The organism is Pseudomonas sp. GD04091 (assembly GCF_029836165.1).
Taxonomy (GTDB): domain Bacteria; phylum Pseudomonadota; class Gammaproteobacteria; order Pseudomonadales; family Pseudomonadaceae; genus Aquipseudomonas.
In genome coordinates, this window is record NZ_JAOEBG010000018.1 from 97970 (window position 1) to 123002 (window position 25033).

The 25033-nt window shown below is 64.8% G+C and carries 21 protein-coding genes; 12 read left to right on the forward strand and 9 right to left on the reverse strand.

Annotation, left to right across the window (positions count from 1 at the left end):
• Positions 1 to 191: 191 nt before the first annotated feature.
• Positions 192 to 2375, reverse strand: a complete 2184-nt coding sequence (locus N7422_RS19810) for a hypothetical protein (protein WP_279808121.1) — start codon at positions 2373 to 2375, stop codon at positions 192 to 194.
• Positions 2376 to 2566: 191 nt separating this feature from the next.
• Between N7422_RS19810 and N7422_RS19815 the strand changes: the two genes are divergently transcribed.
• Positions 2567 to 3454 (forward strand): NAD(P)-dependent oxidoreductase, encoded by an 888-nt coding sequence (locus N7422_RS19815; RefSeq protein WP_279808122.1) that lies wholly within the window; start codon positions 2567 to 2569, stop codon positions 3452 to 3454.
• On the opposite strand, the gene N7422_RS19820 is transcribed toward N7422_RS19815, so the two are convergent.
• Both N7422_RS19820 and rapA read right to left on the reverse strand, forming a co-directional pair.
• A complete protein-coding gene (locus N7422_RS19820) occupies positions 3354 to 5618 on the reverse strand; it encodes an EAL domain-containing protein (RefSeq protein ID WP_279808123.1) in 2265 nt (754 codons plus the stop codon). The two genes, N7422_RS19815 and N7422_RS19820, sit on opposite strands and share 101 nt — an antisense overlap.
• A 254-nt stretch (positions 5619 to 5872) precedes the next feature.
• The gene (rapA, locus tag N7422_RS19825) at positions 5873 to 8719 is read right to left on the reverse strand and encodes an RNA polymerase-associated protein RapA (RefSeq protein ID WP_279808124.1); all 2847 of its coding nucleotides are present in this window, start codon (positions 8717 to 8719) and stop codon (positions 5873 to 5875) included.
• Between the two features lie 127 nt (positions 8720 to 8846).
• Between rapA and N7422_RS19830 the strand changes: the two genes are divergently transcribed.
• The 7 genes from N7422_RS19830 (at position 8847) to N7422_RS19860 (ending at position 13781) form a co-directional block, all read left to right on the forward strand.
• Positions 8847 to 9539, forward strand: coding sequence for a hypothetical protein (locus tag N7422_RS19830; RefSeq protein WP_279808125.1), 693 nt, complete (start codon positions 8847 to 8849; stop codon positions 9537 to 9539).
• 112 nt (positions 9540 to 9651) lie between these two features.
• A complete protein-coding gene (locus N7422_RS19835) occupies positions 9652 to 9978 on the forward strand; it encodes an aspartate-semialdehyde dehydrogenase (RefSeq protein WP_279808126.1) in 327 nt (108 codons plus the stop codon).
• Between the two features lie 59 nt (positions 9979 to 10037).
• Positions 10038 to 10199: a hypothetical protein gene (locus N7422_RS19840; protein WP_186662249.1), complete on the forward strand. Its 162-nt coding sequence runs from the start codon at positions 10038 to 10040 to the stop codon at positions 10197 to 10199.
• Positions 10200 to 10334: 135 nt separating this feature from the next.
• Positions 10335 to 10451 carry a cytochrome c oxidase subunit CcoM gene (gene ccoM, locus N7422_RS19845; protein WP_023629476.1) on the forward strand — a complete coding sequence of 39 codons (117 nt, stop codon included), beginning with the start codon at positions 10335 to 10337 and terminating at the stop codon, positions 10449 to 10451.
• A 249-nt stretch (positions 10452 to 10700) separates the two neighbouring features.
• Positions 10701 to 12689: an FUSC family protein gene (locus N7422_RS19850; RefSeq protein ID WP_279808127.1), complete on the forward strand. Its 1989-nt coding sequence runs from the start codon at positions 10701 to 10703 to the stop codon at positions 12687 to 12689.
• Positions 12676 to 12882, forward strand: coding sequence for a DUF1656 domain-containing protein (locus N7422_RS19855; protein WP_279808128.1), 207 nt, complete (start codon positions 12676 to 12678; stop codon positions 12880 to 12882). The genes N7422_RS19850 and N7422_RS19855 overlap by 14 nt, the downstream gene beginning before the upstream one ends.
• 11 nt (positions 12883 to 12893) lie before the next feature.
• Positions 12894 to 13781: an HlyD family secretion protein gene (locus N7422_RS19860; protein ID WP_279808129.1), complete on the forward strand. Its 888-nt coding sequence runs from the start codon at positions 12894 to 12896 to the stop codon at positions 13779 to 13781.
• Between the two features lie 75 nt (positions 13782 to 13856).
• Here the strand turns inward: N7422_RS19860 and N7422_RS19865 are convergent, their stop codons facing one another.
• Entirely contained in the window at positions 13857 to 14585 is a 729-nt protein-coding gene (locus tag N7422_RS19865; RefSeq protein ID WP_279808130.1) for an SDR family oxidoreductase, read from the reverse strand.
• Positions 14586 to 14686: 101 nt separating this feature from the next.
• Between N7422_RS19865 and N7422_RS19870 the strand changes: the two genes are divergently transcribed.
• A complete protein-coding gene (locus N7422_RS19870; RefSeq protein ID WP_279808131.1) occupies positions 14687 to 15466 on the forward strand; it encodes a LysR family transcriptional regulator in 780 nt (259 codons plus the stop codon).
• Between the two features lie 13 nt (positions 15467 to 15479).
• Here N7422_RS19870 and N7422_RS19875 read toward each other — a convergent pair whose 3' ends face one another.
• Positions 15480 to 16238, reverse strand: coding sequence for an SDR family oxidoreductase (locus N7422_RS19875; RefSeq protein ID WP_279808132.1), 759 nt, complete (start codon positions 16236 to 16238; stop codon positions 15480 to 15482).
• Between the two features lie 114 nt (positions 16239 to 16352).
• Here N7422_RS19875 and N7422_RS19880 point away from each other — a divergent pair, with 114 nt between their 5' ends.
• The gene (locus N7422_RS19880) at positions 16353 to 17270 is read left to right on the forward strand and encodes a LysR family transcriptional regulator (RefSeq protein WP_279808133.1); all 918 of its coding nucleotides are present in this window, start codon (positions 16353 to 16355) and stop codon (positions 17268 to 17270) included.
• Here N7422_RS19880 and N7422_RS19885 read toward each other — a convergent pair.
• Complete coding sequence (locus N7422_RS19885; RefSeq protein WP_279808134.1) at positions 17209 to 18423, reverse strand: GAF domain-containing sensor histidine kinase; 1215 nt, start codon at positions 18421 to 18423, stop codon at positions 17209 to 17211. The two genes, N7422_RS19880 and N7422_RS19885, sit on opposite strands and share 62 nt — an antisense overlap.
• Positions 18424 to 18607: 184 nt before the next feature.
• Here N7422_RS19885 and N7422_RS19890 point away from each other — a divergent pair, with 184 nt between their 5' ends.
• Positions 18608 to 18928 (forward strand): DUF2025 family protein, encoded by a 321-nt coding sequence (locus N7422_RS19890; RefSeq protein ID WP_279808135.1) that lies wholly within the window; start codon positions 18608 to 18610, stop codon positions 18926 to 18928.
• 96 nt (positions 18929 to 19024) lie between these two features.
• Here the strand turns inward: N7422_RS19890 and N7422_RS19895 are convergent, their stop codons facing one another.
• Together N7422_RS19895 and N7422_RS19900 are read right to left on the reverse strand one after the other, a co-directional pair.
• On the reverse strand, positions 19025 to 21607 hold the full coding sequence (locus tag N7422_RS19895; RefSeq protein WP_279808136.1) for an EAL domain-containing protein: 2583 nt from the start codon (positions 21605 to 21607) through the stop codon (positions 19025 to 19027).
• 50 nt (positions 21608 to 21657) lie between these two features.
• Complete coding sequence (locus N7422_RS19900) at positions 21658 to 22734, reverse strand: diguanylate cyclase (protein WP_279808137.1); 1077 nt, start codon at positions 22732 to 22734, stop codon at positions 21658 to 21660.
• A gap of 126 nt (positions 22735 to 22860) precedes the next feature.
• Here N7422_RS19900 and N7422_RS19905 point away from each other — a divergent pair, with 126 nt between their 5' ends.
• Positions 22861 to 23955, forward strand: coding sequence for an MBL fold metallo-hydrolase (locus N7422_RS19905; RefSeq protein ID WP_279808138.1), 1095 nt, complete (start codon positions 22861 to 22863; stop codon positions 23953 to 23955).
• On the opposite strand, the gene N7422_RS19910 is transcribed toward N7422_RS19905, so the two are convergent.
• Positions 23952 to 24833, reverse strand: coding sequence for a formate/nitrite transporter family protein (locus N7422_RS19910; RefSeq protein WP_279808139.1), 882 nt, complete (start codon positions 24831 to 24833; stop codon positions 23952 to 23954). The genes N7422_RS19905 and N7422_RS19910 overlap by 4 nt on opposite strands.
• Positions 24834 to 25033: the final 200 nt, after the last annotated feature.

Sequence of the window (25033 nt, forward strand, 5' to 3'; positions counted from 1 at the left end):
GCGCAGGCGCTTCGCAATGGTGCGCATTGACGCTCACGTAAGGTGGAAACAAGTAACAGTGGTGGGCTGATTCGGCGGGGCGGTAACAGTTTACGGCATGCGTAATAAGCCGCAGATACCATCGCGGGGCAAGCCCGCTCCCACGAGGACTACACGATTCCCGTGGGAGCGGGCTTGCCCCGCGATCGCTTTCAGTAGTCCACGCGCCCGGTATGGCTGTTCAGCGAAATCACCCGGGTCTTGCCGATGCGGTGGCGGAAGATCTCGCGCAGGTACTTCACCGCCTTCTTCACGCATTCGCGCGACAGGCGGATGTCGTTGATCGAGACGAAGCGGCTCTTGTCGTTGATCAGCTCGCGGTACTTCTTCTCGTACATCGGCTTGATCGCGTACCAGTTGGTGTCGAGGATCTTCGCCGGGTTCTCGAACTCGTTGAGCAGGTCGTCGATGCGGTCCTCGTCGAAATGCTCGCCGGTGATGAACTCGAGGACGGCATTGTCCAGGGTGTCGTCGAAGCGGTACGGGTTGCGCGCGAAGCAACGCTTGATGAACGCCACGATCAGGGTCAGGAAATCGTCCGACAGGCACGGGCTCTTGGCGATCAGGGTGGTCAGCGACAGGTTCGCCGAGGCGCCGATCACCAGCGCGTAGCGCTTGAGCGTGGTGTTGGGGAACAGGCTGTTGAGGTGAGTCTTGAGCCGGTTCAGGTCCATGTAGGACAGCTTGTAGTCCTTGGGCAGCGAGACGATCGACACCACCGACGAGCAGTTCTTGAAGAAGTGCAGGTCGTGCAGCGCCGCGGCGTCGTAGCCCGAGGCCTGGTACTGCTCCAGCGCCGCACGGTAGCGGCGCGACTCGATCGGCAACAGGCTGATGCCTTCGATGGCCTGGGTCTGCTTGTTGAAGTGCGGCAGGTCGATGGAGCGCAAGAACAGGTCATCGATGTCCAGGCGCGGCTGCTCGCGCTCGAACACCTTGAACTTGTCCGAGCCCTGGGGCGGGATCTCCGGCACCACCGATTCGGCGTAGGCGATGGCCACGGGGCCTGCCAGGCTCATGAACAGGTCGTTGGCATCCAGGCGGATGGTTTCGCCGATGTCGATGCCGGCGCGGCGGAAGTAGTTCTGGTCGTAGTCGGTGGTCACCGCCTGGGCGGTGAGGATGTTGAAGATCTGCTGGGAGATGTACTGGTTGGCGTGCTTCTCCATGGCGTTGACGTCGATGTTCTGGATCGTGCCGTCGTCGCTTTCCTCGGCATAGCGCATGATGTCGTTGGAGATCAGCATCATCGCGTTCCATGGGCGGATGCGGCCCATGACGCTGGCTTCACTGCTGTCTTCGTTGTCGAAGTTGTACGAGAAGTCCCATTCCTCCGAGAGGTATTTGCACAGCAGGCGCCCGGCGTTGATGTGCAGGGCTTCGGACATTTCGCTGCGATGGTCGGAGGCGTTGGGCAGCACGCAGATGCCGCTGGTGAAGATCGGCTCGAAGACGAACGAGTGCCCGCTCTTGCCGTCGTTCTCGTCGGCCGGCTTGGTGTCGAAGGTCTTGTTCATGTACGAGTACTGCTGGGCCAGGCCGAACTCCGAGGCCATCCCTGAGCCGGTGCCGCCGCCGGCGCTGAAGATATAGAAGTACAGGCGCGACTGGTTGGCCTTGATGCCACAGGAGTCGATCAGGTAAGAGTGGATCAGTTTCCAGTCAGCGCTGGAGAACCGCTGGGTGTCCTTGTTGAGGATGATCTTGGCCAGGTACTGGCCGAGGATCGGCGCGTTGCCGGCGCCGCCGGCATGCACCTCGGACAGGTCCATGATCTTCATCTTGCTGTAGTCGCGCAGGAACGCGCCGCGTTCACCCTTGCGCGAGAAGCGGATGCGCCCGGCGATGTCCTTGTCCAGGTCGCCGAGCATCACCAGCGGCTCGACCAGGAACACCGGTTTGGCGGCCTTGTTCTGCACCAGTCGCAGGTTCTGGCGGATCCAGCGCGCCGGGCTGTAGCCGGCCTCACCTTTGAAGCGGTCTTCGTTGTTGAACTCGTTGAGGAAGAACGTGCGCGCGTTGTACACCAGCTCCGCCACATCCAGGGCGATGTTCGAGCCGCAGCGGCCCAGGCCGATCAGGCAGACCGAGGGGAACTGCTGTTCCAGGCGCAGCTGGTCTTCGTCCTCGACGTGCAGGTTCTGTGGGAACACCAGGTCGCGCAGGCCGTCGAGGTTGTCGAGGATGCGCTGGATGTCCTGTTCGGTGAAGTACAGATACTGCTGCGCCGGCATGCCGCGGGCGGCGCAAAGGTCTCGAGCGCTGCCGGCGGCCCGCGCAGTGGGAATGAGCGACGACTCGGGGACCGCGTTGGCAGAAGTGTTCGTAGAGGTCATAGTGCGCCATTTGCCTGGTGTTGGTGGCTTTCCGCTGGCGCATGTCATATGGCCATTACGGAAAATTTCGCGACTTTATCAGTGCGTCTTTTTCTTGTGCGATCGGGGTTTTCCCTAGTCCTACTAGGGTTTTTGTCTCGTACCCGCACTGCATCGCCCGTTTGTCACGCTTCTTTAATCTGGAGTCCTACATGAGTACTGCATTGCCTTCGCTGGGGTTCGCCGGAATCGGCTTGATGGGGCTGCCAATGTGTCGTCGTCTGTTGGCCGCCGGTTATCCGCTGACCGTGTGGAACCGCAGCCCGGACAAGTGCGCCGAACTGGTCGCGGCCGGAGCCCGTCTGGCCGCCAGCCCTGCCGAGCTGTGCCAGGCGACGGACATGGTGTTGCTGTGCCTGGCCGACACGGCGGTGGTGCGCGAGGTGGTGTTCGGTGTGCAGGGCATCGCCCGCGGCGGGCGCAGTGGGCAGTTGCTGGTGGATTTTTCCAGTCTCGAGCCAACCGCCACGCGGGAGATGGCCGCGGAGCTGGCGGCCGTGTGTGGCATGGCCTGGCTCGATGCGCCGGTGTCGGGTGGCACGCCGGGCGCCGAGGCGGGGACCCTGGCGATCATGGTCGGTGGCGAGACGGGCGATCTGGAGCGGGCGCGACCGATATTGCTGACTCTGGGGCAACGGGTCACGCATATGGGCGGCGTGGGCGCGGGGCAGGTGACCAAGGCGTGCAACCAGATGATCGTCGCCTGCAACGCATTGGTGATCGCCGAGGTGGTGGCCCTGGCGGAGCAGTCAGGGGTCGATGCGCGGCTGATCGCCGAGGCGCTGGCCGGCGGTTTTGCCGACTCCAGGCCGTTGCAGATTCTCGCCCCGCAAATGGCCGAGAGCCGCTTCGAGCCGATCAAGTGGCATGTGCGCACCTTGCTCAAGGACCTCGACACCGCGGTGAAGTTTTCCCGCGAGCAGGGCTCGGCGACCCCGGTCAGTGGCCTCGCCGCGCAGTTGATGCGCCTGCACGGTAGCCAGGGTTATCTGCAAAAAGATCCGGCGACCCTGGTAGAGCTGTATCGCAACAAGGATTGAGGTCGTTGTTTTGGCGGTCGAGCCGGTCGAGGATCGGCCGCAGTTCGGCCAGCGGCACCGGGCGGCTGAGCAGGTAGCCCTGCAGGTAGTCGCAGCCGTGACTGGCGAGGAACCTGTGCTGTTCGACGGTCTCGACACCTTCTGTGACCACCTTCAGGTGCAGGGTATGGGCCATCATGATGATCGCCTGGACGATCTCACGGTCCTTTTGGCTGGCCGGCACGTCCTGGATGAACGAGCGGTCGATCTTCAGCACGTCCAGCGGCAGGCGCTTGAGGTAGGCCAGCGATGAATAGCCGGTGCCGAAATCGTCGATCGACAGGGCCACGCCCATGGCCCGGATGCGCTTGAGCAGATTGATGGTGTGATGGATGTCGCCCATCAGGGCGTTTTCGGTGACCTCCAGCTCCAGCTGGCGTGGTGCCAGACCGGCCTGGAACAGCGCCATTTCCACTTCGTTGGCCAGTTCCTCGCGGCCGAGGGTGAGCGCCGAGCAGTTCACCGTGACCTTCAGTTCGCCGTAGCCATGCTGGTTGAGCGTGGCCAGATCCTCGCAGGCGCGGTGCAGTACCCAGAGGTCCAGTTCGGCGATCAGCCCGTTGGCCTCGGCGATGCCGATGAAGCGCTCGGGGCTGAGCAGACCGTGTTGCGGGTGCTGCCAGCGCACCAGGGCTTCGAGCTTGGCGACTTGCCCGCTGTGCAGGTCGAAGATCGGCTGATAATGCACGCACAGGCCGCGTTCCTCGAACAGCGCCACGCGCAGCTCTTCTTCCAGTTGCAGCTCGAGGGTGGCGCGGGTCTTCAGGCCATTGTTGAAGAAGTTCAGGCTGTTGCGCCCGCAGCCTTTGGACTGGTAGAGCGCCAGGTCGGCGTTCTTGAGCAGTTCCTCGGTGCTCTGCCCGTCGTCGGGAAAGATGCTGATGCCGATGCTGGTGGTCATCACCATGCGCCGACCGGCCAGGTCGATCGGCTCTTTCATCCGCTGCATGATGCGCTGGGCCAGGTGCCGGGCTTCATCGCGGCTGTTGAGGCCGGTGACGATGCAGAACTCGTCGCCACCGAAGCGCGATACCAGGTCCTGGCCACGGGTCGCCGCCTTGATGTGGCCGGCGATCACCTTGAGCAGCTCGTCGCCGGCAGCATGCCCGAGGCTGTCGTTGATGCGCTTGAAGTGGTCGATGTCGAGGAACATCACCGCCAGCATGCCGTCATGGGCCGATTGTTCGGCCAGACGCTCGGCGAACACCTGGTTGAAGCCACGGCGATTGACCAGGTTGGTCAGGGCATCGTAATGGGCCGCCTGCTGCAGCGAGGCCCTTGCCTGGTCGAGCTGGCTGAGCAGCACGTTGACCCGGCGCAGGTCGTGTTCCTTGCTCTGCAGCTTCTTGTCGGCCAGGGCCGCACTGATGCTGCTGCCACTGATCAGCAGGGTGATGAAGGCGATGGTCAGCGCCAGCTGCAGGCTGTTGTCTCCGGAGGACAGGTGCAGGGCGGTCTCGTGGGGGATCACCAGTGTCATCGCGGCCATGCCGGTGAAATGGGTGAGCACGATGCCGCCGGCCATCAGCAGGCTGGCGCCGTACTTCAACAGCAGGTGCAGCGTGCCGCTGCCCTCATGGAAAGAGCGGGCCATCAGCAGCGCCACCAGGCTGGTGACCACGGCGATGCCGATGGAGGCCAGCAGCAGCCCGGTCTGGTAGTACTGCTGGGCGCTGGTCTGCAGCGCGGCCATGCCGGTGTAGTGCATGGCGCTGATCCCCAGGCCGATGAGCAGCGCGGTCTGCAAGTAGTGGCGCAGGCGCATCTCGCTGCGATTGAGGCTGTTCATCGCCAGCCAGGCGGCGAGCAGGGCGATCAGCAGCGAAAGGCCGGTCAACGGGGCGTCATAGTGGAGTTCCAGCGGTGCCTCGAAGGCCAGCATGCTGATGAAGTGCATGGCCCAGATGCCGCCGGCCAGGCAGCAGGCTCCGAGCACCCGCCATTGCCTGCGGGCGAAGCGGTCTTCGCAGTGGCTTTGCCGTTCGCTCATGTCCAGGGTGGCGAAACAGGCGGCGCTGGCCACGGAGAAGGCAAGTAGCACCAGATAAGGGTTGTGTCGGCAGTCGAGGACGATCTGTCCCGTCGCCGGTAGGTCGGCGAACAATTGCAGTCCCAGCCACTCCATTGCAGGCCTCTTCGTCGAGTCTTCACTCGTCCCCAAAAAGCACGGATGGAGACTGTTCCTGCTGGAGTATAGAAACGCGTGTTTAAGCCTTCCTGGTTAATGGCACTTTGATCTCTACCATTTGGATATGAGGGTAATAGCCGGAAAGTCTAAATGGATATCGAAAGGCTGAAGCGATTGCGGGGCAAGCCCGCTCCCCAAGCCTGTCGGGCTCTTGTGGGAGCGGGCTTGCCCCGCGCTGACGTTCATCGGGATCAGCCGGCGACGAGCACCCGGATCGCTTCCAGACGCAGGGCCGCTTTTTCCAGCGCCGCCAGGCCGTCCTCGCGCTGCTTGCGCAACGCCTCGATTTCGCTGTCGCGCACGCTTGGGTTGACCGCCTTCAGCGCGGTCAGGCGTGCCAGCTCTTCGTCGGCTTCCGCGGTCAGGCGCTGCTGGGCCTGGGCCACGCGTTCGTCGTGTACCGGCATGACCTTGGCCTCGCCGTCGGCAATGCGCTTGGCCAGCACGTCGCGCTGGGCCTGGACGAACTTGTTGGCGCTGGCTCTGGGCACGCTTTCGAGCTGGTCGTTGAGGGTTTCGAAGGCCACGCGCGGGCCCAGGTCGTTGCCGTTGGCGTCGAGCAGGCAGCGCAGCGCGGCCGGCGGCAGATAGCGGCCCATCTGCAGGCTACGCGGCGCCACGACCTCGCTGACGTACAGCAGCTCGAGCAGCACGGTGCCTGGCTTGAGCGCCTTGTTCTTGATCAGCGCCACGGCGGTGTTGCCCATCGAACCGGACAGCACCAGGTCCATGCCACCCTGGACCATCGGGTGCTCCCAGGTGAGGAACTGCATGTCCTCGCGGGACAGGGCCTGGCCACGGTCGTAGGTGATGGTCACGCCTTCGTCGTCGCCCAGCGGGAAGCTGGCGTCGAGCATTTTCTCGCTCGGCTTGAGCACCAGGGCGTTCTCCGAATGGTCCTCGCTGTCGATGCCGAAGGCGTCGAACAGGGTTTCCATGTAGATCGGCAGGGCGAACTGGTCGTCCTGCTCGAGGATCGCCTCGACCAGTGCCTGGCCTTCGCCGGCGCCGCCGGAGTTGAGTTCCAGCAAGCGGTCGCGGCCGGTGTGCAGCTCGGCCTCCAGGCGTTCGCGCTCGGCGCGGGCCTCGGCCACCAGCGTGTTCCAGCTCTTGTCGTCGCCACCTGCCAGCAGCGGCAGCAGGCGCGTGCCGAACCGATGCTGCAGGGCATTGCCGGTCGGGCAGGTGTTGAGGAACGCGTTGAGGCCTTCGTGGTACCACTGGAACAGGCGTTCCTGCGGGCCGTCCTGCAGGTACGGGATGTGCAGCTGGATCGTGTGTTTCTGGCCGATCCGGTCGAGGCGGCCGATGCGCTGTTCGAGCAGGTCGGGGTGGGCCGGCAGGTCGAACATCACCAGGTGATGGGCGAACTGGAAGTTGCGGCCTTCGCTGCCGATCTCGGAGCAGATCAGGACCTGGGCGCCGAACTCTTCATCGGCGAAGTAGGCGGCGGCGCGGTCACGCTCGAGGATGCTCATGCCTTCGTGGAACACCGTGGCCGGAATGCCGGAGCGCACGCGCAGGGCGTCTTCCAGGTCCATGGCGGTCTCGGCGTGGGCGCAGATCACCAGGACCTTGGTGCGCTTGAGCATCTTCAGGGTGTCGATCAGCCAGTCGACCCGTGGGTCGAAGCGCCACCAGCGTTCGTCGTCGCCAGCCTCGCCCTGGGCCTGGAAGGCGACTTCCGGGTACAACTCGGCACGCTCGCCGGACGGCAGCTCGGCGTAGGCTTCGGGATTGGCCAGCGGGTAGGGGTGCAATTGGCGCTCGGGGAAGCCCTGGATCGCCGCGCGGGTGTTGCGAAACAGCACGCGGCCGGTACCGTGGCGGTCGAGCAGCTCGCGGATCAGGCGGGCGCTGGCCTGGGTGTCGCCATCGGTGACGGCGGCCAGCAATGCTTCGCCTTCGGCGCCGAGGAAGCCTTCGATGGTGGCGTGGGCCTTGGGCGACAGACGGCCTTCGTCGAGCAGTTCCTGCACGGCTTCAGCCACCGGGCGATAGTTTTCGCTTTCGGCGCGGAACGCGGCCAGGTCGTGGAAGCGGTTGGGGTCTAGCAGGCGCAGGCGCGCGAAGTGGCTGTCCTGGCCCAGTTGCTCAGGGGTGGCGGTGAGCAGCAACACGCCCGGAATGACCTGGGCCAGTTGCTCGACCAGCGAATACTCGGGGCTGGCCTGTTCCTCGTGCCAGACCAGGTGGTGGGCCTCGTCGACCACCATCAGGTCCCAGCCGGCGGCGAACAGCGCATCCTGGGCCTTCTCGTCTTCGACCAGCCATTCCAGGGCGACCAGCGCCAGCTGGGCATCCTCGAACGGGTTGCTGGCATCGCTTTCGATGAAGCGCTCGGCGTCGAACAGCGCGACCTGCAGGTTGAAGCGTCGGCGCATTTCCACCAGCCACTGGTGCTGCAGGTTCTCCGGGACCAGGATCAGCACGCGGCTGGCGCGGCCTGACAGGAGCTGGCGGTGGATCACCAGGCCGGCTTCGATGGTCTTGCCCAGGCCCACTTCGTCGGCCAGCAGGACCCGGGGGGCGATGCGATCGGCGACTTCACGGGCGATGTGCAGCTGGTGGGCGATGGGTTGTGCGCGAACGCCGCCCAGCCCCCACAGGCTGGAAAGCATCTGCTTGCTGGTGTGCTGCAGGGTGTTGTAACGCAGGGAGAACCATGACAGTGGGTCGATCTGCCCGGCGAACAGGCGGTCGCTGGCCAGGCGGAACTGGATGAAGTTCGACAGCTGCGTCTCCGGCAGCGTGCGGGGCTGGTTCTGCCCGTCGATGCCGTGGTACACCAGCAGGCCATCGGCGTCATCGACCTCGCGCACGGTCAGCTTCCAGCCTTCGAAGTGGGTTATCTGGTCGCCTGGCGAGAAGCGCACGCGGGTCAGCGGCGCATTGCGTAGCGAGTACTGGCGGGTGTCGCCCGTGGCCGGGTAGAGCACGGTCAACAGGCGGCCATCCTGCGCCAGGATGGTCCCAAGACCGAGCTCGGCTTCGCTGTCGCTGATCCAGCGTTGCCCCGGTTGATACTGCTGCGCCATACTGCCAAAACTCCCGCGATGAACAAAGCCGGCTATGGTAACGGATCGGCCGCGCCACACCAAAGAATCTACAGAGTCTAGCGTGTTCATCGACGAACACCGTCCGCCACGAGGGCCATGCGCCACCATGTTTGCCAAGCACCGCTGGTTGAACGTCTCCTTGGGCCTGGGCAGCCTGGCGCTGCTGACCGCCTGTGAACAGAAGAGTTTCGAGGTCCTGCCGCCGATTCCGGTCGAACAGCTGGAGGTGCTGGGCGTGCAGACGCCGATCAAGAGCGTGCACTTCCACGACCGCGAAGGCGAAGGGCTGCTGGTGCTGAGCCGGGCCGATGGCCAGGCCACCGACCCCGATACCGAGGAAGAGGTGGACAAGGTGGTGCTCAAGGCCACCCTGTATGGCCGCGCGACCAGCGACGATGTGTTCAAGCCGCGCTGGCAGAACGAGCAGGAGACCACCTGCGCCGGCCTGGACCTGGACGTGGATTTCTACACCGATGTCAGCGACGTCAGCGACTTGAACAAGGACGGTATCGCCGAGGTGACGGTGGCCAGCCATTCCTTCTGCGGCGGCGGCATCGACCCTCACGACATCGCCATCGAGATGCGTGAGGGCCAGGCGGTCTACACCATCACCGGTCAGTCGCTGATCACCCCGCCGGGAGAAGACCCGTTCGGCGGAGAACGTGAAGACAGCGCTTCGCTCAAGAATGCCCCGCAGGTGTTGCGCGAGCACATGGACGCGGTCTGGCAGCAGGTCTACAAGCGGCCCTGGAGCGATTCCTCCACGCCGTCCGACGACCCGGACGACGAAGCCGAATAAGCCCACGCTATACTCCGGGCAGTGCGGTGTTGTGACGCGCCGCACACCTTCGCCCGCAGGCACTCAAGGCGGCGGACCACCAGCCGACACAACGGCTACAGGAGACCCACCCATGCTGCCGCCGATCATTCCACTCAGTGCCGTCCCCGTGACCTCGCAACAGGACCCGGTCAAGCCGCCGCCCACCATTGCGCCGGTGGTACCCGCGCAGCCAACGTCCAGTGATGGCGCCATCGACCTGAAGAACCATCGCGATCCCGAAGAGCAGGCATTGCTGCTGCGCGATGAGCAGCGCCGCCAGCAGCAGCGGCGTCAGCAGGCCGAAGGGGAGCGTTACGAGGCCGTGCCCGGCGACGAGCTGAACGCCGACAACACCGTGCCGGTGGCGCCGTTGGGGGAACGTACGCGCCAGGGATTGCTGGTGGATATCGAAGTCTGACTAGTCAGCACAGGCGCTTGCCTTCATCATGAAGGCCTCTGCTGTCCGTCGAGCCCGCCATGAGCCAAGACAACCTGATCGATTTCGGCGCCGAGCGTGCCAAACGCATCCATGACCTCAACGACAAGCGCCTGAACGACATGCGCCAGGCCTTCGAGCAGGCCATGCCGCTGGGGCAGGCGAAGAAGAAAAAGCCCAAAGGCAAGCCCAAGAAGCGCTGAAACTTGATGCAGGTCAACCCTGCGCCCGCCTTGCGTGCCCGGCCCCGGGCACCTTTGACTCCGGTCAATTTTCCCCCTCCCTGCATTGGTTACCTTGCACCCATCGGATGACGGCACACCAAGGGAGGGGCCGACATGTTCTTCGACAACGTGGTTATCGCCGGAGTGGTAACGGTCGGGTTGATGTTGGCCTTCTTCGCCGGTCTGGGCATTTTCATCTGGAAGGACTCGAAAAAGCGCAACCAGCGCTGATCCTTCCCGATTCACGAGCACGCAAGGCATTTAGGGCGACTTCGGTCGCCCATTTTTTTTGCCTGTGGAAAGGTCATGGCGAGGCGCAGGTCCTGGTCTTTCAATCAACAGTTCATCTGCTTCCTCGGAGCCGCAGGCAGTGCGATTAAAAGCAATGGCTTAGATGATTAGCTAGCTAATTAATCGTTTACGATTTATCCTTCCTCCGTTGTCTATCTTTTAGTACACAGCCTTTCCAAGGTCCGATTCGTGCCCATCACCTTCCAGGCCCTGTTCGCCCCCAGCAGCCTCGCCCTCAAGTTCGCCATCAAGACCTTGCTCGGTGGTGGCCTGGCGTTGTGGCTGGCCCTGCGCTGGGGCTTGGAGCAGCCGGCCTGGGCGCTGATGACCGCGTTCATCGTCGCCCAGCCGCTGTCGGGCATGGTGGTGCAGAAAGGCCTGGCCCGCCTCGCCGGGACCCTGGTCGGGACCTTCATGTCGGTGGTGTTCATCGGCCTGTTCGCCCAGACCCCCTGGCTGTTCCTGCTGGCGCTGGCCTTGTGGCTGGCGCTGTGCACCGCGGCCTCCACCCAGCTGCGCAGCGCCTGGGCCTATGCCTTCGTGTTGGCCGGCTATACGGCGGCGATCATCGCCCTGCCAGCCATCGATCATCCGCTGCAGGTGTTCGACCAGGCCGTGGCGCGCTGTACCGAGATCAGCCTGGGCATCTGCTGTGCCACCGCCACCAGTGCCCTGGTCTGGCCGATGCGGGTCGAGCAGCAGCTTGCCGGCCAGGCGCGCCAGGCCTGGCAGAACGGCTTGCAGGCAGCCAGCGCCATGCTGGGTGGCGAAGACGAGGCGCGCAAAGGCTTGCTCGACAGCCTCGGACGTATCGTCGCCATCGACACGCAACGTGAACATGCCTGGTTCGAAGGCAGTCGTGGCCGCCAGCGAGCCCGCGCGATTCGCGGCCTCAGCCAGAAACTGATGGTGCTGCTGCGCATCTCTCGCTCGGTACGCCGGCAGTGGCGCCAACTCGATGAAACCGAGGCCGGACACGTGGCGCCGTGGCTGGATGAAGTGCGTGCGCAACTGGCCGCACCCGATCGACCCAGCCTGCTGGTATTGCGCCAACGGGTCTGGGATGCTGCCCATGACGAAACCATCAGCTCCGCCGAGCATTACTGCCTGGCGCGCCTGACCTTGCTGTTGGACTTCGCCATGGCCGCGACCCAGGCCCTCGACGATGTGGAGCAGGGCAGGGCACCGAAGGAAGTCTCGCAGAGCCTGGCCGCCCACCGCGACATATCCCTGGCGTTGCTGTTCGGCTCGCGCAGTGCCCTGGCCTTCCTGGCCATGAGCAGCTTCTGGCTGGCCACGGCCTGGCCTTCGGCGCCGGGCGGGCTGGTGCTGACCTGCGTGGTCTGCAGCTTGTTCGCCAGCCGCGAGAATGGCGCGCAGATCGGTCTGAGCTTCCTGCGCGGCATCTTGCTGGCGATCCCGGTCGCGTTCCTGGTGGGGCAGATCCTGCTGGCGCAGTGGAGCAGTTTCGCCATGCTCTGCCTGGGGATGGGCGTGCCGCTGTTCTTCGGCGCACTGGGCATGGCACACCCGCGGATCGGCGCCACCGCCACCTCCTATTGCCTGCATTTCATCGTGCTGGTCGCACCGCTCAATGCCATGCATTTCGATGTCGCGAGCATGCTCAACAGCGCCCAGGCCATGCTCCTGGGCGTGGGCGCCGCGGTGCTGGCGTTCCGCCTGCTGGTGCTGCGCCATCCGGCCTGGCTCGGCCGCCGCCTGCGCGCCGCCACGCAGAGCGACCTGGTACGTCTGACCCGGCGCGACCTGCGCGGTGCCGACAGCTGGTTCGGCGGGCGCATGGCCGACCGCCTGATGCAGTTGGCGCGGCATGCCAGCGAGCTGCCCGAAGCCGAGCGCAAGCGCTGGGATGACGGCTTGCATGGTCTGGACATCGGCGACGAACTGGTGCACCTGCGCATGTGCCTGGCGGTGGCCAACGCGCCGCTGGGCAATGCCGAGCGGGAGTACCTGCGGCAACTGGAAGCGGTGCTCGCCAGGGGGCCGGCCCCTGGGCGCGGCCAGCGCCTGGACGCCGCCACTGAACAGTTCATCGAGGCCCTGCGCCGCCAGCCGTCCAGCGACCCGCTGCGCCTGGCCATCGGCGCGGTCTTGCAGTTGCGCAAGAGCTGGGGCAAGTGGTGCCATTGGCAGGAGGACGTGCATGGGGTTGCGTGAGTGGGCGCTGGGTGGCGTGTTGCTCAGCCCGTTTCTGATCTATGTATTGATGGCGCTGGTGTTCACCGGGCTGTTGCGCATCCTCGTGCAGGCCACGCCCCTGGGGCGGTGGATCTGGCATGAGGCATTGTTCGACGCGGCGCTGTTCGTGTGTGTGCTGTACCTGGTGGTACGGCTGCTGGGACCATTGTAAGGAGTAACTCCATGCGTACCGCCGTACGTACCCTGGTCACCCTGTGCGTGGTGATTCTCGCTGTCTTCGCCGGCTATCGACTCTGGCAGTACTACATGCTCACGCCCTGGACCCGGGATGCCCGGGTGCGGGCCGACGTGGTGGTGATCGCCCCGGACGTGTCCGGCTGGGTGAGTGCGCTGAAGGTTCACGACAACCAGCAGGTCAAGGCGGGCGACCTGCTGATGACCATCGACCGCGAACGCTTCCAGGCCGCGTTCGACCAGGCCAGTGCCGTGGTCGAAACCCGTACCCAGCAACTGCGTCTGCGTGACCGCGAAGCCGCCCGGCGCACCGCCCTGGGGCCGGAGGCGATCAGCGCCGAGCTGCGCGAGAACGCCCAGATCAACGCCGCTGTCGCCCGTGGCGAGCTGCACCAGGCCCAAGCGCAGCTGCAAGAGGCGAAGATCAACCTGGCCCGCAGCGAGGTGCGCGCCCCGCGTGGCGGGCATATCACCAACCTGCGCCTGGCCGAGGGCAACTTCGTCAACACCGGGCAGTCGGTGATGGCGCTGGTGGACGACTCCACCTTCTACATCCAGGCCTATTTCGAGGAAACCAAGTTGCCGAGGATCCGTGTCGGCGACCCGGTCAAGGTCTGGCTGATGGGCGCCGGCGACTCGATGCAGGGCCATGTGCAGAGCATCAGCCGCGGCATCACCGACCGCAACTCGACGCCGGACGGGCAGCTGTTGCCCGAGGTGGAGCCGACCTTCAACTGGGTGCGGCTGGCGCAGCGGATTCCGGTGCGTATCCGCCTGGACCAGATTCCCGAAGGAGTGACACTGAGCGCCGGCATGACCGCGAGCGTGCAGGTTCATGAAGACAGCGAGAAGGGCGTAATGCGAAGGGAGCAATGATGTTGCGCCGCCTGCACCGGCTTCATCGCCGGCAAGCCGGCTCCCACAGGATGGACTGCCCCCGATGCACCGAGCTCAAGGCTGCTGGGCAGTCGCCGCCAGCACGATCTCGCGAACACACACGTGCTGCGGTTGCTGGTAGGCCCAGACGATCGCTTCGGCCACATCTTCCGCCGCCAGCACCACGCCGCCCATGTCATTGGCTTTCCATGCCTCGTAGTCGCGCTTGATGCCTTCATCGGTGGTATGTCCGAGCAATTCGGTCTCCACCGCGCCCGGGGCGATGGTCACCACCCGCACATTGTGTGGTGCCAGCTCTTCGCGCAGGTTCTCCGACAGCCCGTGCACGGCGAACTTGCTGCCGACATAGGCCACATGATTGGGGAAGGTCTTGCGCCCGGCCACGGAGCTGACGTTGATCAAGGTGCCGTGGCGCCGCTCGATCATCCCCCCGACCAGCGCGTGCACGCCGTTGAGCAGGCCCTTGACGTTGATGTCGAACATGCGTTCCCACTGTTGCGGGTCCTGCTCGTGCATCTGCCCCAGCAGCATCACCCCGGCGTTGTTCACCAGGGCGTCGGCCGGGCCGTACAGGGCTTGGGCTTCATTCACCGCCGCCACCAGTGCCGCACGATCGCGGATATCCACCGCCCGGCACAGGCAATTGGGCAAGGCCAGCGCTTCAAGGCGCTCCAGGCGGCGGGCGATCAGCAGCAGGGGATGGCCCGCAGCGCAGAACAGGCGGGCGGTGGCGGCGCCGATACCGGAGCTGGCGCCGGTGACGATGATCAGTGGTTTGTTCATGATTGCCTCCCAGGCATAATCGCTTTCGATGGGCGAAATTCTAGATTGCGCCTATCGCCATGAAAAACGGCTTATTTCTCTGGCAGGCATCGGTTATATCTATGGATATCCGTCATCTCAAGGCGTTCATCGCGGTCTTCGAAGCACGCAACATCACCATAGCCGCCCAGCGCCTGTGCGTGGCCCAGCCGACCTTGTCGGTGACCATCCGCCAACTGGAAGAGGACCTGGGCGTCGAGCTGTTCCTGCGTCAGGCGCGGGGTGTCGAGGTCAGCGAGCAGGCGCGCGAGCTGTATCCGCAGGCTTGCCGCATGGTGGCCGAGGCCGACGCGCTGCGCCTGCGCTTTCGTCAGGGGCAGGAGCAGGTACCGCTGGCGCTGGGCATCGAGGCGGACATCGCACCGGCTCAGGTCGAGGCCTGCGTGCGCCTGGCCAGCCAGGCGGTGGCGGGCCTGCAGCTGGCGCTGCTTGAGGGGTGCGAGGGGGATGCGCGCCTGGCCGACGAGGCCCAGCGCTGCGAAGACGAATTGTTCCTGCCGCTCTGGGAGGAAGCGTTCGTGCTGGTCATGGCCACCGGCAGCCAGCCGAATGGGCGCTGGATCACCTGCCCGCAGCATCCTTCGCACCAGCGCTTGATGGGGTTGTATGGCGAGGGCGAGCAGGTCGGTCAGGCCGGCTCGTTGCAATTGGTCCTGGCCATGGTCGCCGCCGGCCAGGGCGCGGCCTGGTTGCCGCAGTCCCTGGTCGAGCGCTGTCCGGGGGTCTACTGGCAGCCGGGCAGCGGCCTGCCACTGCGCCGCCGGGTTGGGCTGTGCGTGACCCACGAGGCATTGGCACTGCCGGCATTGGCCGCGCTGCATCAGGCCCTGAGCCGTTCCTGAGTGCGGCTCGGCCTTAGAGGAACATCCCCCCGGATACCTCCAGGCGCTGCCCGGTGATCCAGCCATTGCCATCCTCCAGCAACAGGGCGATCGCCGCGCCGATGTCGTCAGGCAGGCCGACCCGACCCAGGGCGGTGTTGCCGGCGATGAAGTCATTGACCTGCTGGTTGTCCCGCACCACGCCACCGCCGAAATCGGTCTCGATGGCACCGGGGGCAAGGATGTTCACGCGAATGCCACGCGCGCCCAGCTCCTTGGCCTGATAGCGGGTCAGCACTTCCATCGCCCCTTTCATCGCGGCATAGGCGGCGTAGCCCGGTAGGGCGAAGCGAGTCAGCCCGGTGGAAATGTTGACGATTCGCCCGCCATCGGCCAACAGCGGCAGCAGGCGCTGGGTGAGGAAGAACGGACCTTTGAGCTGGATGTTCAGCAGTTGGTCGAACTGTGCTTCGCTGGTGTCGCTGAATGGCACGTTCAGGCCGATGCCGGCGTTGTTCACCAGAAAGTCCAGCTGGCGACGGCCGAACCGTTGTTCGAGGGTGTCGCCCAGACGCTCGGCGAAGCCGGTGAAACCGGCGCTGTCGCTGACATCCAGCCGCAGCATGGCGGCGCGTACGCCGGCCTGCTCGAGCGAGGCGGCCACGGCTTGGGCTTCGTCGGCCTTGCTGTGGTAGGTGCCGATGACATCGATGCCACGGGCGGCAAGGTGTTCGGCGGTGTTCTTGCCCAGGCCGCGGCTGGCGCCGGTGATGAGTGCGATCTTGCGGGTCATGTCGGTTACCTCGGTGGGTTGGCTGTTGACGACAGGTTATTGATCGGTTGAGCTCTGTTAAATCCCGCTATTTTGGAAATACTGTTCGTCTGAAATGGACAGTTGAGGCCCTCGATGAACAAGCTGGACCTGCTGCGCACCTTTGTCAGAGTCAGTGAACTCAGCAGCTTCACCCAGGCCGGCGAAAGCCTCGGCCTGCCGCGCTCGACCGTTTCCGAACAGGTGCGAGCGCTGGAGAACCTGCTTGGCACGCGCCTGTTCAACCGCACCACGCGCCGGGTGCGCACGACCCAGGATGGCGCCTTGCTGTATGAACGCAGCAAGGACCTGCTGTCGGGCATGGATGAGATCGAAGGCCTGTTCAGCGCCGACGATGCCGAGCTCGCCGGGCGCCTGCGCATCGACCTGCCGACCATGATGGCGCGCCGGGTGATCGTGCCGGCGCTGCCGGACTTCCTTGAGCGCTTCCCGCGCCTTGAGGTGGAAATCAGTTGCACCGACCGCCAGGTCGACCTGTTGCGCGAGGGGTTCGACTGTGTGATGCGCATTGGCGCGCTGGGCGACCTGGATGTCGTGGCCCGGCCAGTGGGTAGCCTGAGCATGCGCAATTGCGCCAGCCCGGCCTACCTGGAGCGCCATGGCGTGCCAGGTAGGCTTGAAGACCTGGCCAGTCATCGTCTGGTTCATTACGTACGCAGCCTCGGTTCGCGCAGCCCCGGCTTCGAGTACGAGCAGGGCGGCGAGTTGCGCTTTCAGGCCATGGCTGGCGTGGTCACGGTGAACAACGCCGAAGCTTACTCCGCCGCTTGCCTGGCCGGTCTTGGCCTGATCCAGGTACCGGCGGTGGGCGTCGAGGAGCACCTGCAAAAAGGCGAGCTGGTGTCGCTGCTCGAGCCCTGGCGGGCACGGGCCATGCCGGTGTCGCTGCTGTATGCGCGACAGCGCCATGTGCCGCGTCGGGTCCAGGCATTCATGAACTGGCTGGCGGTGTTGTTGGAGTCACAGGTCGACCCGGTGGCAGGCGAAAGCTGAACAACGTGCCGTGTTCCGTGCTGGACGTCACTTCCATATGGCCGCCGTGGGCCAGGGCGATCTGGTTGGCGATGTACAGGCCCAGACCCAGGCCTTGCTGGGGCGCGCCGGAGATCGGCCGGCTGAAAGGCTGGAACAGCAGGGGCAGCGTCTGCGCTGGAATCGGTGTGCCGTGATTGTGCACGCTCAGGGTGAAGGTGCCGTCGGCGAGCGCGGCGCGTACCGTCACCGGGCCCTGGGGATCGCCGTGGACCAGCGCGTTGGCGATCAGGTTCGAGAGCAGTTGCGTGATGCGTTCGCGGTCGCACGACAGGCCGCCGACCTGGCCGATTTCCAGGGTGATGCGTCGCTGCGGGTGAATCCGCTGCAACTCGGAGGCGACATGGCCCAGGGCTTCGGGCAGGTCATGGCATGGCTGCAGGTTCAGCGGAATGCCAGTACCCAGACGGCCGCGGGCGAAGTCCAGCATGTCGCGCACCAGTTGGTTGGCGCGTTGGCCACAGGTGAGGATATGCAGGGCGATGGCGCGTTGCTTGGCATCTCGCAGGCGTTGGCTGAGCAGTTCGGCACCGGCGGTGATGGCGAACAGTGGATTGCGCAGGTCGTGGCCGAGCACGGCGATGAACTGCTCGCGAACCTCGGCCATGGCCCGCTCCTTGCGCAGGGCACGCTCGGTGCGCTGGGCGTTTTCCTCGCTTTCGATCTGGATCGCCAGCAGGCGGGCGAAGGACTCCATCATCGGCTGGATCGCCGTGCCTTTGAGAGGGGTTGGGTTGGGATCCAGGGCGCAGATGGTGCCGAAGAAGCTGCCGTCGGTACGCAGCACCGGGACCGAGATGTAGCTTTCGAAACGGTACAGGCGTGGCGTGTGGTGACGGCAGTAGCGCTCGTCCTCGCTGGCCTTGTCGATCACGATGGTCTCGCGGGTGCTGTGGATCTCGTGGCACAGCGTGGTGGCGACGTCGAGCTCGCCGCCGACCGCCAGGCCGAAGCCCAGGGTGTCGAGCACGGCGCAGGCGGTCCAGCTGCTTTCGGTGACTCGCGCCACGGCGGCAAAGCGCAGGCCGGTGGTCTCGCAGATCACCTGGAGAATGGCCGGTACGGCGTTGATACGGCCGATGATGGCGATGTCGGCATTGGCGGCCTGGGTCATGAAGGGGCGGATCCGATGGCTGCTTTGGGGGCTCGAAAATCATTCTAGCGGGCCCTTGCACAAGGCAAGAAAAACCTTGGCGAACGGTCTGGCAGTTGCGTTAGGCTGGGGCCTGCGCGTTGCCCGCCAGAGGCGACCGCTCGCCCTGTGTGCGTCACTTCCGGTTCTTTTGCGAGGTAACGCCATGGCCATCACTTCCCAGGACATTTGCAACGCCGCCGACCAGCTCAAGGGCTTCGTCGGCTTCCACGGCAAGCGCGGCACCCATATCGTGCGGTTCTCCGAGGATTCGTTCGGCATGGATGTGGCCGACGACAGCATCACCCCTTGTAGCGAATTCGTCTGGCGACGCGAGAGCGATGCGCGCATGGCGCTCTGTCGTGAACGTCTGGCGCTGTTGCTGGAGCAGCATGTCGACGATCGCCTGAACATCGGCGAGCCGTTGCGCCTCTACCTGAAGCGCACCGACCTGCCGGAGATCGTCGCCGAGCGCAGCCTGCGCTGATCCCTGGGCGCACTGCGGAGCCTGCGGCAGCGGGCTTGCCCGGCGGCCCAGCCAGGCAAGCCCGCCCCCACGAATAGGCGAAACGCCCTCGAGCGGTCAGGACGCATCCTGCCGTGTATCCCTTCCCGCCAGCAGCGCCTCGAAATCCGCCCTGTCCATCGGCTTGCTCAGGTAATAGCCCTGGACCTCATGGCACTGTTCCTTGTCCAGCGTCTTCAACTGCTGCTCGGTCTCCACACCTTCGGCCGTCACCGTCAGCCCCATGGCCTTGCCCAGGTTGATGATGGCCTGGACCACCGCCCGATCGTTGCCGCTCTGATTGCTCAGTCCGGCGATGAAGCGTTTGTCGATCTTTATGCTGTCGAACGGGTAGGTGCGCAGGTAACCGAGCGACGAGTAGCCGGTACCGAAGTCGTCCATGTTCAGGCGCACCCCCAGCTCCTTGAGTGCCAGCATGGTGCCCAGCGCGCCTTCGATATCGTTGAGCATGACGTTCTCGGTGATTTCCAGCTCCAGGCGCTGGGCCGCGAAGCCGGTTTCCAGCAAGGCCTGGCGCACGTCGGCGACTACGTCGCTGCGTGAAAACTGCGCGGGCGACAGGTTGACCGAAACCAGCAACCCGTCGGGCCAGTTGCGTGCGGCGCGACAAGCCTCGGTCAGCACCCAGCGGCCCAGCGGGACGATCAGGTCGCTCTGTTCGGCCAGCGGAATGAAGGTGTCCGGCCCGAGCAGGCCTTCCTGCGGGTGCTGCCAGCGCAGCAGCGCCTCGACCGAGACGATGCGCAGGTCGTCGAGGCGGTAGCGTGGCTGGTAATAGAGGACGAACTCGTGCTGCTTGATCGCCCGGCGCAGGTCGTTTTCCAGCTGTCGGCGGTACTGGATCTGCTGGTTCATCTCCGGCGAGAAGTAACGCCAGGTGTTCTTGCCGTCGGCCTTGGCCTGGTACAGGGCGATATCGGCGCAGCGGATCAGTTCGCCGGCATCGAAGCCCTGGATCCGGGTCTGGGCGATGCCGATGCTGGCGCCGACGTGCAACTGGTGCTCCTCGAAGCTCACGGGCTGTTGCAGCAGGTCGAGCAGGCGGGCGCAGAAGCGATCGATCTCGCTGCGGTGGTCCAGGCCCTGCAGCACCAGGACGAATTCGTCGCCACCCAGGCGCGCGACCAGGTCACCGTCGCGGGTGGTGTCGCGCAGGCGGGTGGCCACCTCTTGCAGCACCGCGTCGCCTGCCGGGTGGCCAAGTGAATCGTTGATCGGCTTGAAGCTGTCCAGGTCGAGCAGCAACAGGGTCAGGGGAGGCGCTTCGCTGCCGCGCAACAGGGCCTGTTCGAGGTGCCGGGACAGCTTGTTGCGGTTGGCCAGGCCGGTCAGCGCGTCATGCATCGACAGGTGCTGGATGCGGGCATGGGCGGCGACCTCGTCGGTGATGTCGCTGGCGGTACCGCGAAAACCGGCGAGCTTGCCCTCGTACACGATCGAGCGCGCCGAAATGCGGCAGTAGCGGTTCTGCCCGCTGGCGTCATCGTAGTTGCAGCGCAGGTTGGCCAGTTGCTGCGGGTCGCTGTCGGCCTGGCTGTCGAGCCAGGGCAGCAGGGGCGTGGTGTCGCAGGACAACAGCTGGTTGAGCGGCTGCCCGAGCCAGTTCTCGATCCGATAGCCGGTGACGCTGGCGAAGCGTTGGGACAGATAGGTCAGGCGATGATGGCGATCGGTTTCCCATATCCAGTCGGAAGCGGCTTCGGCGACCGCCCGGAAACGCTGCTCGCTGGCTTCCAGGGCGCGGTTGCTCTGTTGCAGGCGCAACAGGCTTTCATCGATGGCGCGGGAGCTGCGCAAGGCGTGCCGGAACAGATAGAGCAACACCAGCCCGAGCAGCAACAGCACGGCCAGCAGTGGCGGCAGGAACGCGCGAAGCAGCTGGTGGCCCGGCTGGGGGCTGTTCCAGGCCAGGTGATAGCCGGTATCGCCCAGGGCGCTATGAGGCTGTTCGGCCGGGGCGGCGCCGTTCTTCTCCAGACGCATGCCGGTCAGGCCCGCGCCTTCGCCCAGCGCGGCCAGCTTGGCCTCGGTCAACTGGTCGACGAACACCATCACCGGCGCCTGGCTGACATCGGCCTCGGTCACCTCCTTGTCCGGGCGCACCGCTGCGGCGCTGAGCACGGCGGGCCAGCCATTGAAACGCACGAAACGGGTTATCTGCTCGCGGGCGGGCGCTGCCTTGCGCGCTTCATCGATGATCGGCGCCAGGGGACTGTCGATGTGCGCGCCAGCCGGCGAATCGGTGGGCTTGCCCTTGAACAGGGCATAGCTGGTGCGCCCGTCTTCGACCACGAAGACGCCTTCGTAACCGCTGGCGCTGTACAGCGACTCGCCGATGTTCTTCTCGTCGTAGGCCCATTGCCAGTCGACCTTGCCGACCAGGTGTTCGTAGGCGGCATCCCAGACCGCGTAACTGGAAAGGAACTGGCGCGAGGCCAGTAGCCGCTGCTCCAGCGCCTGGGTGGCGTGGAAGGTACTCTGCGTCTGCTCCTGGCGGTCCAGCGTGGCGGCGATGTTGAACAGCGCGACCAAGGTGAACAGGCAGGAGAGCCCGAACAGGGCGCAGAAGGCGCCGACCAGGCGACGCACCTGCCGGCGTGAGGTGGGGTTGGTGGGCGAAAGGTCGACGTTCCTGTCCATGTACGGGCGACTCCTTCAACTGCAGTCTTCCACCCGGCCTGGGGGAAGGTTCAGTCAGGATAGGCCAGCCTGAGCGGCGTGACCTCGCCGCGGGCGAAATTGACCTGGTCGCGGCCCTGGTGCTTGGCGGCGTACAGGGCCCTGTCAGCGTCTTCCAGCCAGTGCTCGGGCGAGGGCAGGCCTGGGTGGATCGGCGCCATGCCGATGCTCAGGCTGATGCGCAGGTCTGGCAGCTGGGGGTTGCGGTAGGCGCCCACACGCTCGCGCAGACGCTCCATGGCCAGGCAGGCCTGGGCCTGTTCGGTGCCTGGGAGAATCACGCAGAACTCGTCGCCGCCATAGCGTCCGGCAAGATCGTCTTCTCGCAGGTTGCGCTTGAGCTCCTGGCTGAGCTGGCGCAGGACGCAATCGCCGACCACATGGCCATAGGTGTCGTTGATGGTCTTGAAGTGGTCGATGTCGATCAGCGCGACGACCGCAGGCAGTTGCTGCTGCTGGCAGATCTGGAACTTGAGCAGCAGCAGGTCTTTCCACGAGCCATGGTTGAGCAGGCCGGTCAGGCTGTCGGTCCGGCTCAGGGCGCTGAGCCGGCGCTTGTGCTCGGCCAGCTTGATCGCCAGCTGGTAGCACACCCAGCCCAGAGCCAGCGGGTAGAGCGTGAGCATCGGCAGGCAGGCCAGCACCTGCAAGGGCGTCGCCTGCGGCTGCAAGCCGGTGCCGAGCAGGGCGCTGGCCAGCAGCATGCCGCACAGTTGGGCCAGCAGGCCGCGTGCCAACAGACGCTTGCCGCCGGCGGCGACGTTGTTCATGGTCATCATCGACAGGATGGTGACGGTGGGCAGCGGGTTGAAATGCATCGCCGCGGTCCAGAACCCCCCCATCAGCGAGTCGATCAGCAGGTTGCGTTGCTCGGCCTGGTAGGGTGCTGCCGAGCGCAATGCCCACTGGTAGGCGACATGTGGCCAGGCCAGGCCATTGAACAGCAACAGGGCCCAGGCCCAATTCGGCGGCGACAACGGCGCGACGGCGGCCATCACGCTGAACAGACCGATACCGAGGCCGATGATTCGTGGCAGGTAGATGCGCCTGACGAAAGAAAGTCCTTTGCCGCTGCGGTTGTCGATCATGATTGTCGTTCTTCTGTGAGGCGCCGTTTATCGCATAAGTCGCGTGAATATTGTTGAACAATCGTTCATCGGTGAAAAATGACCTTACAAGCCAATTCACGGTTGATCCGGTCCCTGTGGAGTAACATGAAGGCTTTCTTCTTGCTCGGAGTGCTCACGCTCATGGTTCCCATGGCTACCCCTGCCGGCGAGTCGGCACCGCACCGGGACGGACGCTTTCATAACCAGGTCGAACTGCCGAAGGATGGCGTGCTCAAGAAACTGCGCATCGGTATCAAGTACCTGCTGCTGCGCAAGCCGCCAGAAACCCGCCCGGATGCCGGGCTCAGCCTGCAGCCCATGACCCGCCAGCAAGTGGTCGACGCACCGGATCACAGCCTTTGGCGACTCGGGCACTCCACGGTATTGCTCAAGCTGCGCGGACGCTTCTTCATTACCGACCCGGTCTTCGCCGAGCGCGCCTCGCCGGTGCAATGGGCCGGTCCCTTGCGCTTTCATGCGCCACCGCTGGCGATCGACGATCTGCCGCCGTTGACCGCGGTGATTCTGTCCCACGACCACTTCGATCACCTGGACGAACAGGCCATCCGCCGTCTGGCGCCGCGCACCGAGCATTTTCTCGCGCCACTGGGGGTGGGCGACCTGCTGATCGAATGGGGAGTGCCGTCCGCCAAGGTGCGGCAGTTGGACTGGTGGCAGGAGACCGACATCGAAGGTGTGCGTTTCGTCGCCACTCCCGCGCAGCATTTCTCGGGGCGTGGACTGTTCGACAGCAACCGACGGTTGTGGGCGTCCTGGGTGATGATCGACCAAGGCATGCGCCTGTTCTTTAGTGGCGACACGGGCTACTTCGCGGGCTTTCGTGAAATCGGCGAGCGTTTCGGGCCATTCGACCTGACATTGATGGAGACCGGGGCCTACAACCTGGCCTGGCCCAATGTGCACATGCAGCCGGAGCAGAGCCTGCAGGCACACCTGGATCTGCGAGGCCGTTGGCTGTTGCCGATTCATAACGGCACGTTCGATCTCTCCATCCACGGTTGGCAGGAGCCGTTCGAACGAATCCTGGCGCTGGCCACCGCGGCGCAAGTCCCGTTGAGTACGCCGCAGATGGGCGAGCGGGTCAGTCTCGATTCCCCGCATCCAGGGCAGAACTGGTGGCGACCACGGCCATTGCCACAGAAGGGCAGGGCGGTCGAGCGGGCCGTCGCGACGCGTTAGTCACCTGTTTTCGCGGGTTTTTCATCCTTTAGTAGCTGCGAGGGCGGTTTGCCGCTGTCGCTGCGTACCTGGGCGTGACTGATGAGGGCGAAGATGAAACTACCCCCGATGATGTTGCCGGCCAGCGTGGGCAGGGCGAAGTCCAGCCAGAAGGCCTGCCAGGTCTGCTCGCCGGCCCACACCAGATAGGACACCTCCACCGAACCCACCACGATATGGGTGAAGTCGCCCAGGGCCATCAGGTAGGTGATCATCAGGATGATCCAGATCTTGGCGTGCTCCATGGACGGAATCATCCAGACCATGGTGGCGATCATCCAGCCTGAGACGATGCCCTTGGCAAACATCTGGGCGATGTCGTTCTCCATGACCTTGCGACCGACATCGAGGAAGGCGATGTCGGTCTTGCTATCGAAGATCGGCAGTTCGAGCATTACCCAGGCAACCAGTATCGTGCCAGCCAGGTTGCCCAGCAGGACGATGGACCACAGGCGCATCAGGCGGCCAAGGTTGGCCAGGGTCGGTGTGGTCATGACCGGCAGCACGGCGGTCAGTGTGTTTTCGGTGAACAATTGCTGGCGGGCGAGAATCACTGCCAGAAATCCCGCGCTGTAGCCCAGGCTGGCGATCACTTGCGCGCTGTCGCCTTCGGGCAGGCGGGCGTAGAACAACCCCATCGCCATCAACGACAACCCCATGGTCAGGCCGGCCGCCAGCGCCGACCACCAGAGGGCGGCAAGGGTACGCTCCAGTTCCTGGTCGCCCTGGTAACGGATGATCTCGTGCAGCACCGCCGCGCGCGGCGGCTGGTTGTGGCTGACCTCCTGCTCTTCGTCTGCCGACAGACCTGGGGTCTTCTCGTTCTGCTCATCGCTCATGGCCAGGCCGCTCCGCTTGGTGTTTCTCTACAGATCCAAAGTGGTGGCGATTAGTTGCCGGAGGTCGCGCTAAAGTTTTTTGGATCAAGGTGTTGACTCCGAATTCAAATCGCGTATTATTCGCCACCTCGCAGCGTTGAACGCAGCGAGGCAAGCGGTAAGTTGTTGAGGTTGAAGGTGTTTTTGAAAAGCAGCTTCGA

What these genes read in the sequence shown, in the direction of transcription:
- N7422_RS19810 (WP_279808121.1), bottom strand. Translation starts at nt 2,375, where the DNA reads ATGACCTCTACGAACACTTCTGCCAACGCGGTCCCCGAGTCGTCGCTC.
- N7422_RS19815 (WP_279808122.1), top strand. Translation starts at nt 2,567, where the DNA reads ATGAGTACTGCATTGCCTTCGCTGGGGTTCGCCGGAATCGGCTTGATG.
- N7422_RS19820 (WP_279808123.1), bottom strand. Translation starts at nt 5,618, where the DNA reads ATGGAGTGGCTGGGACTGCAATTGTTCGCCGACCTACCGGCGACGGGA.
- rapA (WP_279808124.1), bottom strand. Translation starts at nt 8,719, where the DNA reads ATGGCGCAGCAGTATCAACCGGGGCAACGCTGGATCAGCGACAGCGAA.
- N7422_RS19830 (WP_279808125.1), top strand. Translation starts at nt 8,847, where the DNA reads ATGTTTGCCAAGCACCGCTGGTTGAACGTCTCCTTGGGCCTGGGCAGC.
- N7422_RS19835 (WP_279808126.1), top strand. Translation starts at nt 9,652, where the DNA reads ATGCTGCCGCCGATCATTCCACTCAGTGCCGTCCCCGTGACCTCGCAA.
- N7422_RS19840 (WP_186662249.1), top strand. Translation starts at nt 10,038, where the DNA reads ATGAGCCAAGACAACCTGATCGATTTCGGCGCCGAGCGTGCCAAACGC.
- ccoM (WP_023629476.1), top strand. Translation starts at nt 10,335, where the DNA reads ATGTTCTTCGACAACGTGGTTATCGCCGGAGTGGTAACGGTCGGGTTG.
- N7422_RS19855 (WP_279808128.1), top strand. Translation starts at nt 12,676, where the DNA reads ATGGGGTTGCGTGAGTGGGCGCTGGGTGGCGTGTTGCTCAGCCCGTTT.
- N7422_RS19860 (WP_279808129.1), top strand. Translation starts at nt 12,894, where the DNA reads ATGCGTACCGCCGTACGTACCCTGGTCACCCTGTGCGTGGTGATTCTC.
- N7422_RS19865 (WP_279808130.1), bottom strand. Translation starts at nt 14,585, where the DNA reads ATGAACAAACCACTGATCATCGTCACCGGCGCCAGCTCCGGTATCGGC.
- N7422_RS19870 (WP_279808131.1), top strand. Translation starts at nt 14,687, where the DNA reads ATGGATATCCGTCATCTCAAGGCGTTCATCGCGGTCTTCGAAGCACGC.
- N7422_RS19875 (WP_279808132.1), bottom strand. Translation starts at nt 16,238, where the DNA reads ATGACCCGCAAGATCGCACTCATCACCGGCGCCAGCCGCGGCCTGGGC.
- N7422_RS19880 (WP_279808133.1), top strand. Translation starts at nt 16,353, where the DNA reads ATGAACAAGCTGGACCTGCTGCGCACCTTTGTCAGAGTCAGTGAACTC.
- N7422_RS19885 (WP_279808134.1), bottom strand. Translation starts at nt 18,423, where the DNA reads ATGACCCAGGCCGCCAATGCCGACATCGCCATCATCGGCCGTATCAAC.
- N7422_RS19890 (WP_279808135.1), top strand. Translation starts at nt 18,608, where the DNA reads ATGGCCATCACTTCCCAGGACATTTGCAACGCCGCCGACCAGCTCAAG.
- N7422_RS19895 (WP_279808136.1), bottom strand. Translation starts at nt 21,607, where the DNA reads ATGGACAGGAACGTCGACCTTTCGCCCACCAACCCCACCTCACGCCGG.
- N7422_RS19900 (WP_279808137.1), bottom strand. Translation starts at nt 22,734, where the DNA reads ATGATCGACAACCGCAGCGGCAAAGGACTTTCTTTCGTCAGGCGCATC.
- N7422_RS19905 (WP_279808138.1), top strand. Translation starts at nt 22,861, where the DNA reads ATGAAGGCTTTCTTCTTGCTCGGAGTGCTCACGCTCATGGTTCCCATG.
- N7422_RS19910 (WP_279808139.1), bottom strand. Translation starts at nt 24,833, where the DNA reads ATGAGCGATGAGCAGAACGAGAAGACCCCAGGTCTGTCGGCAGACGAA.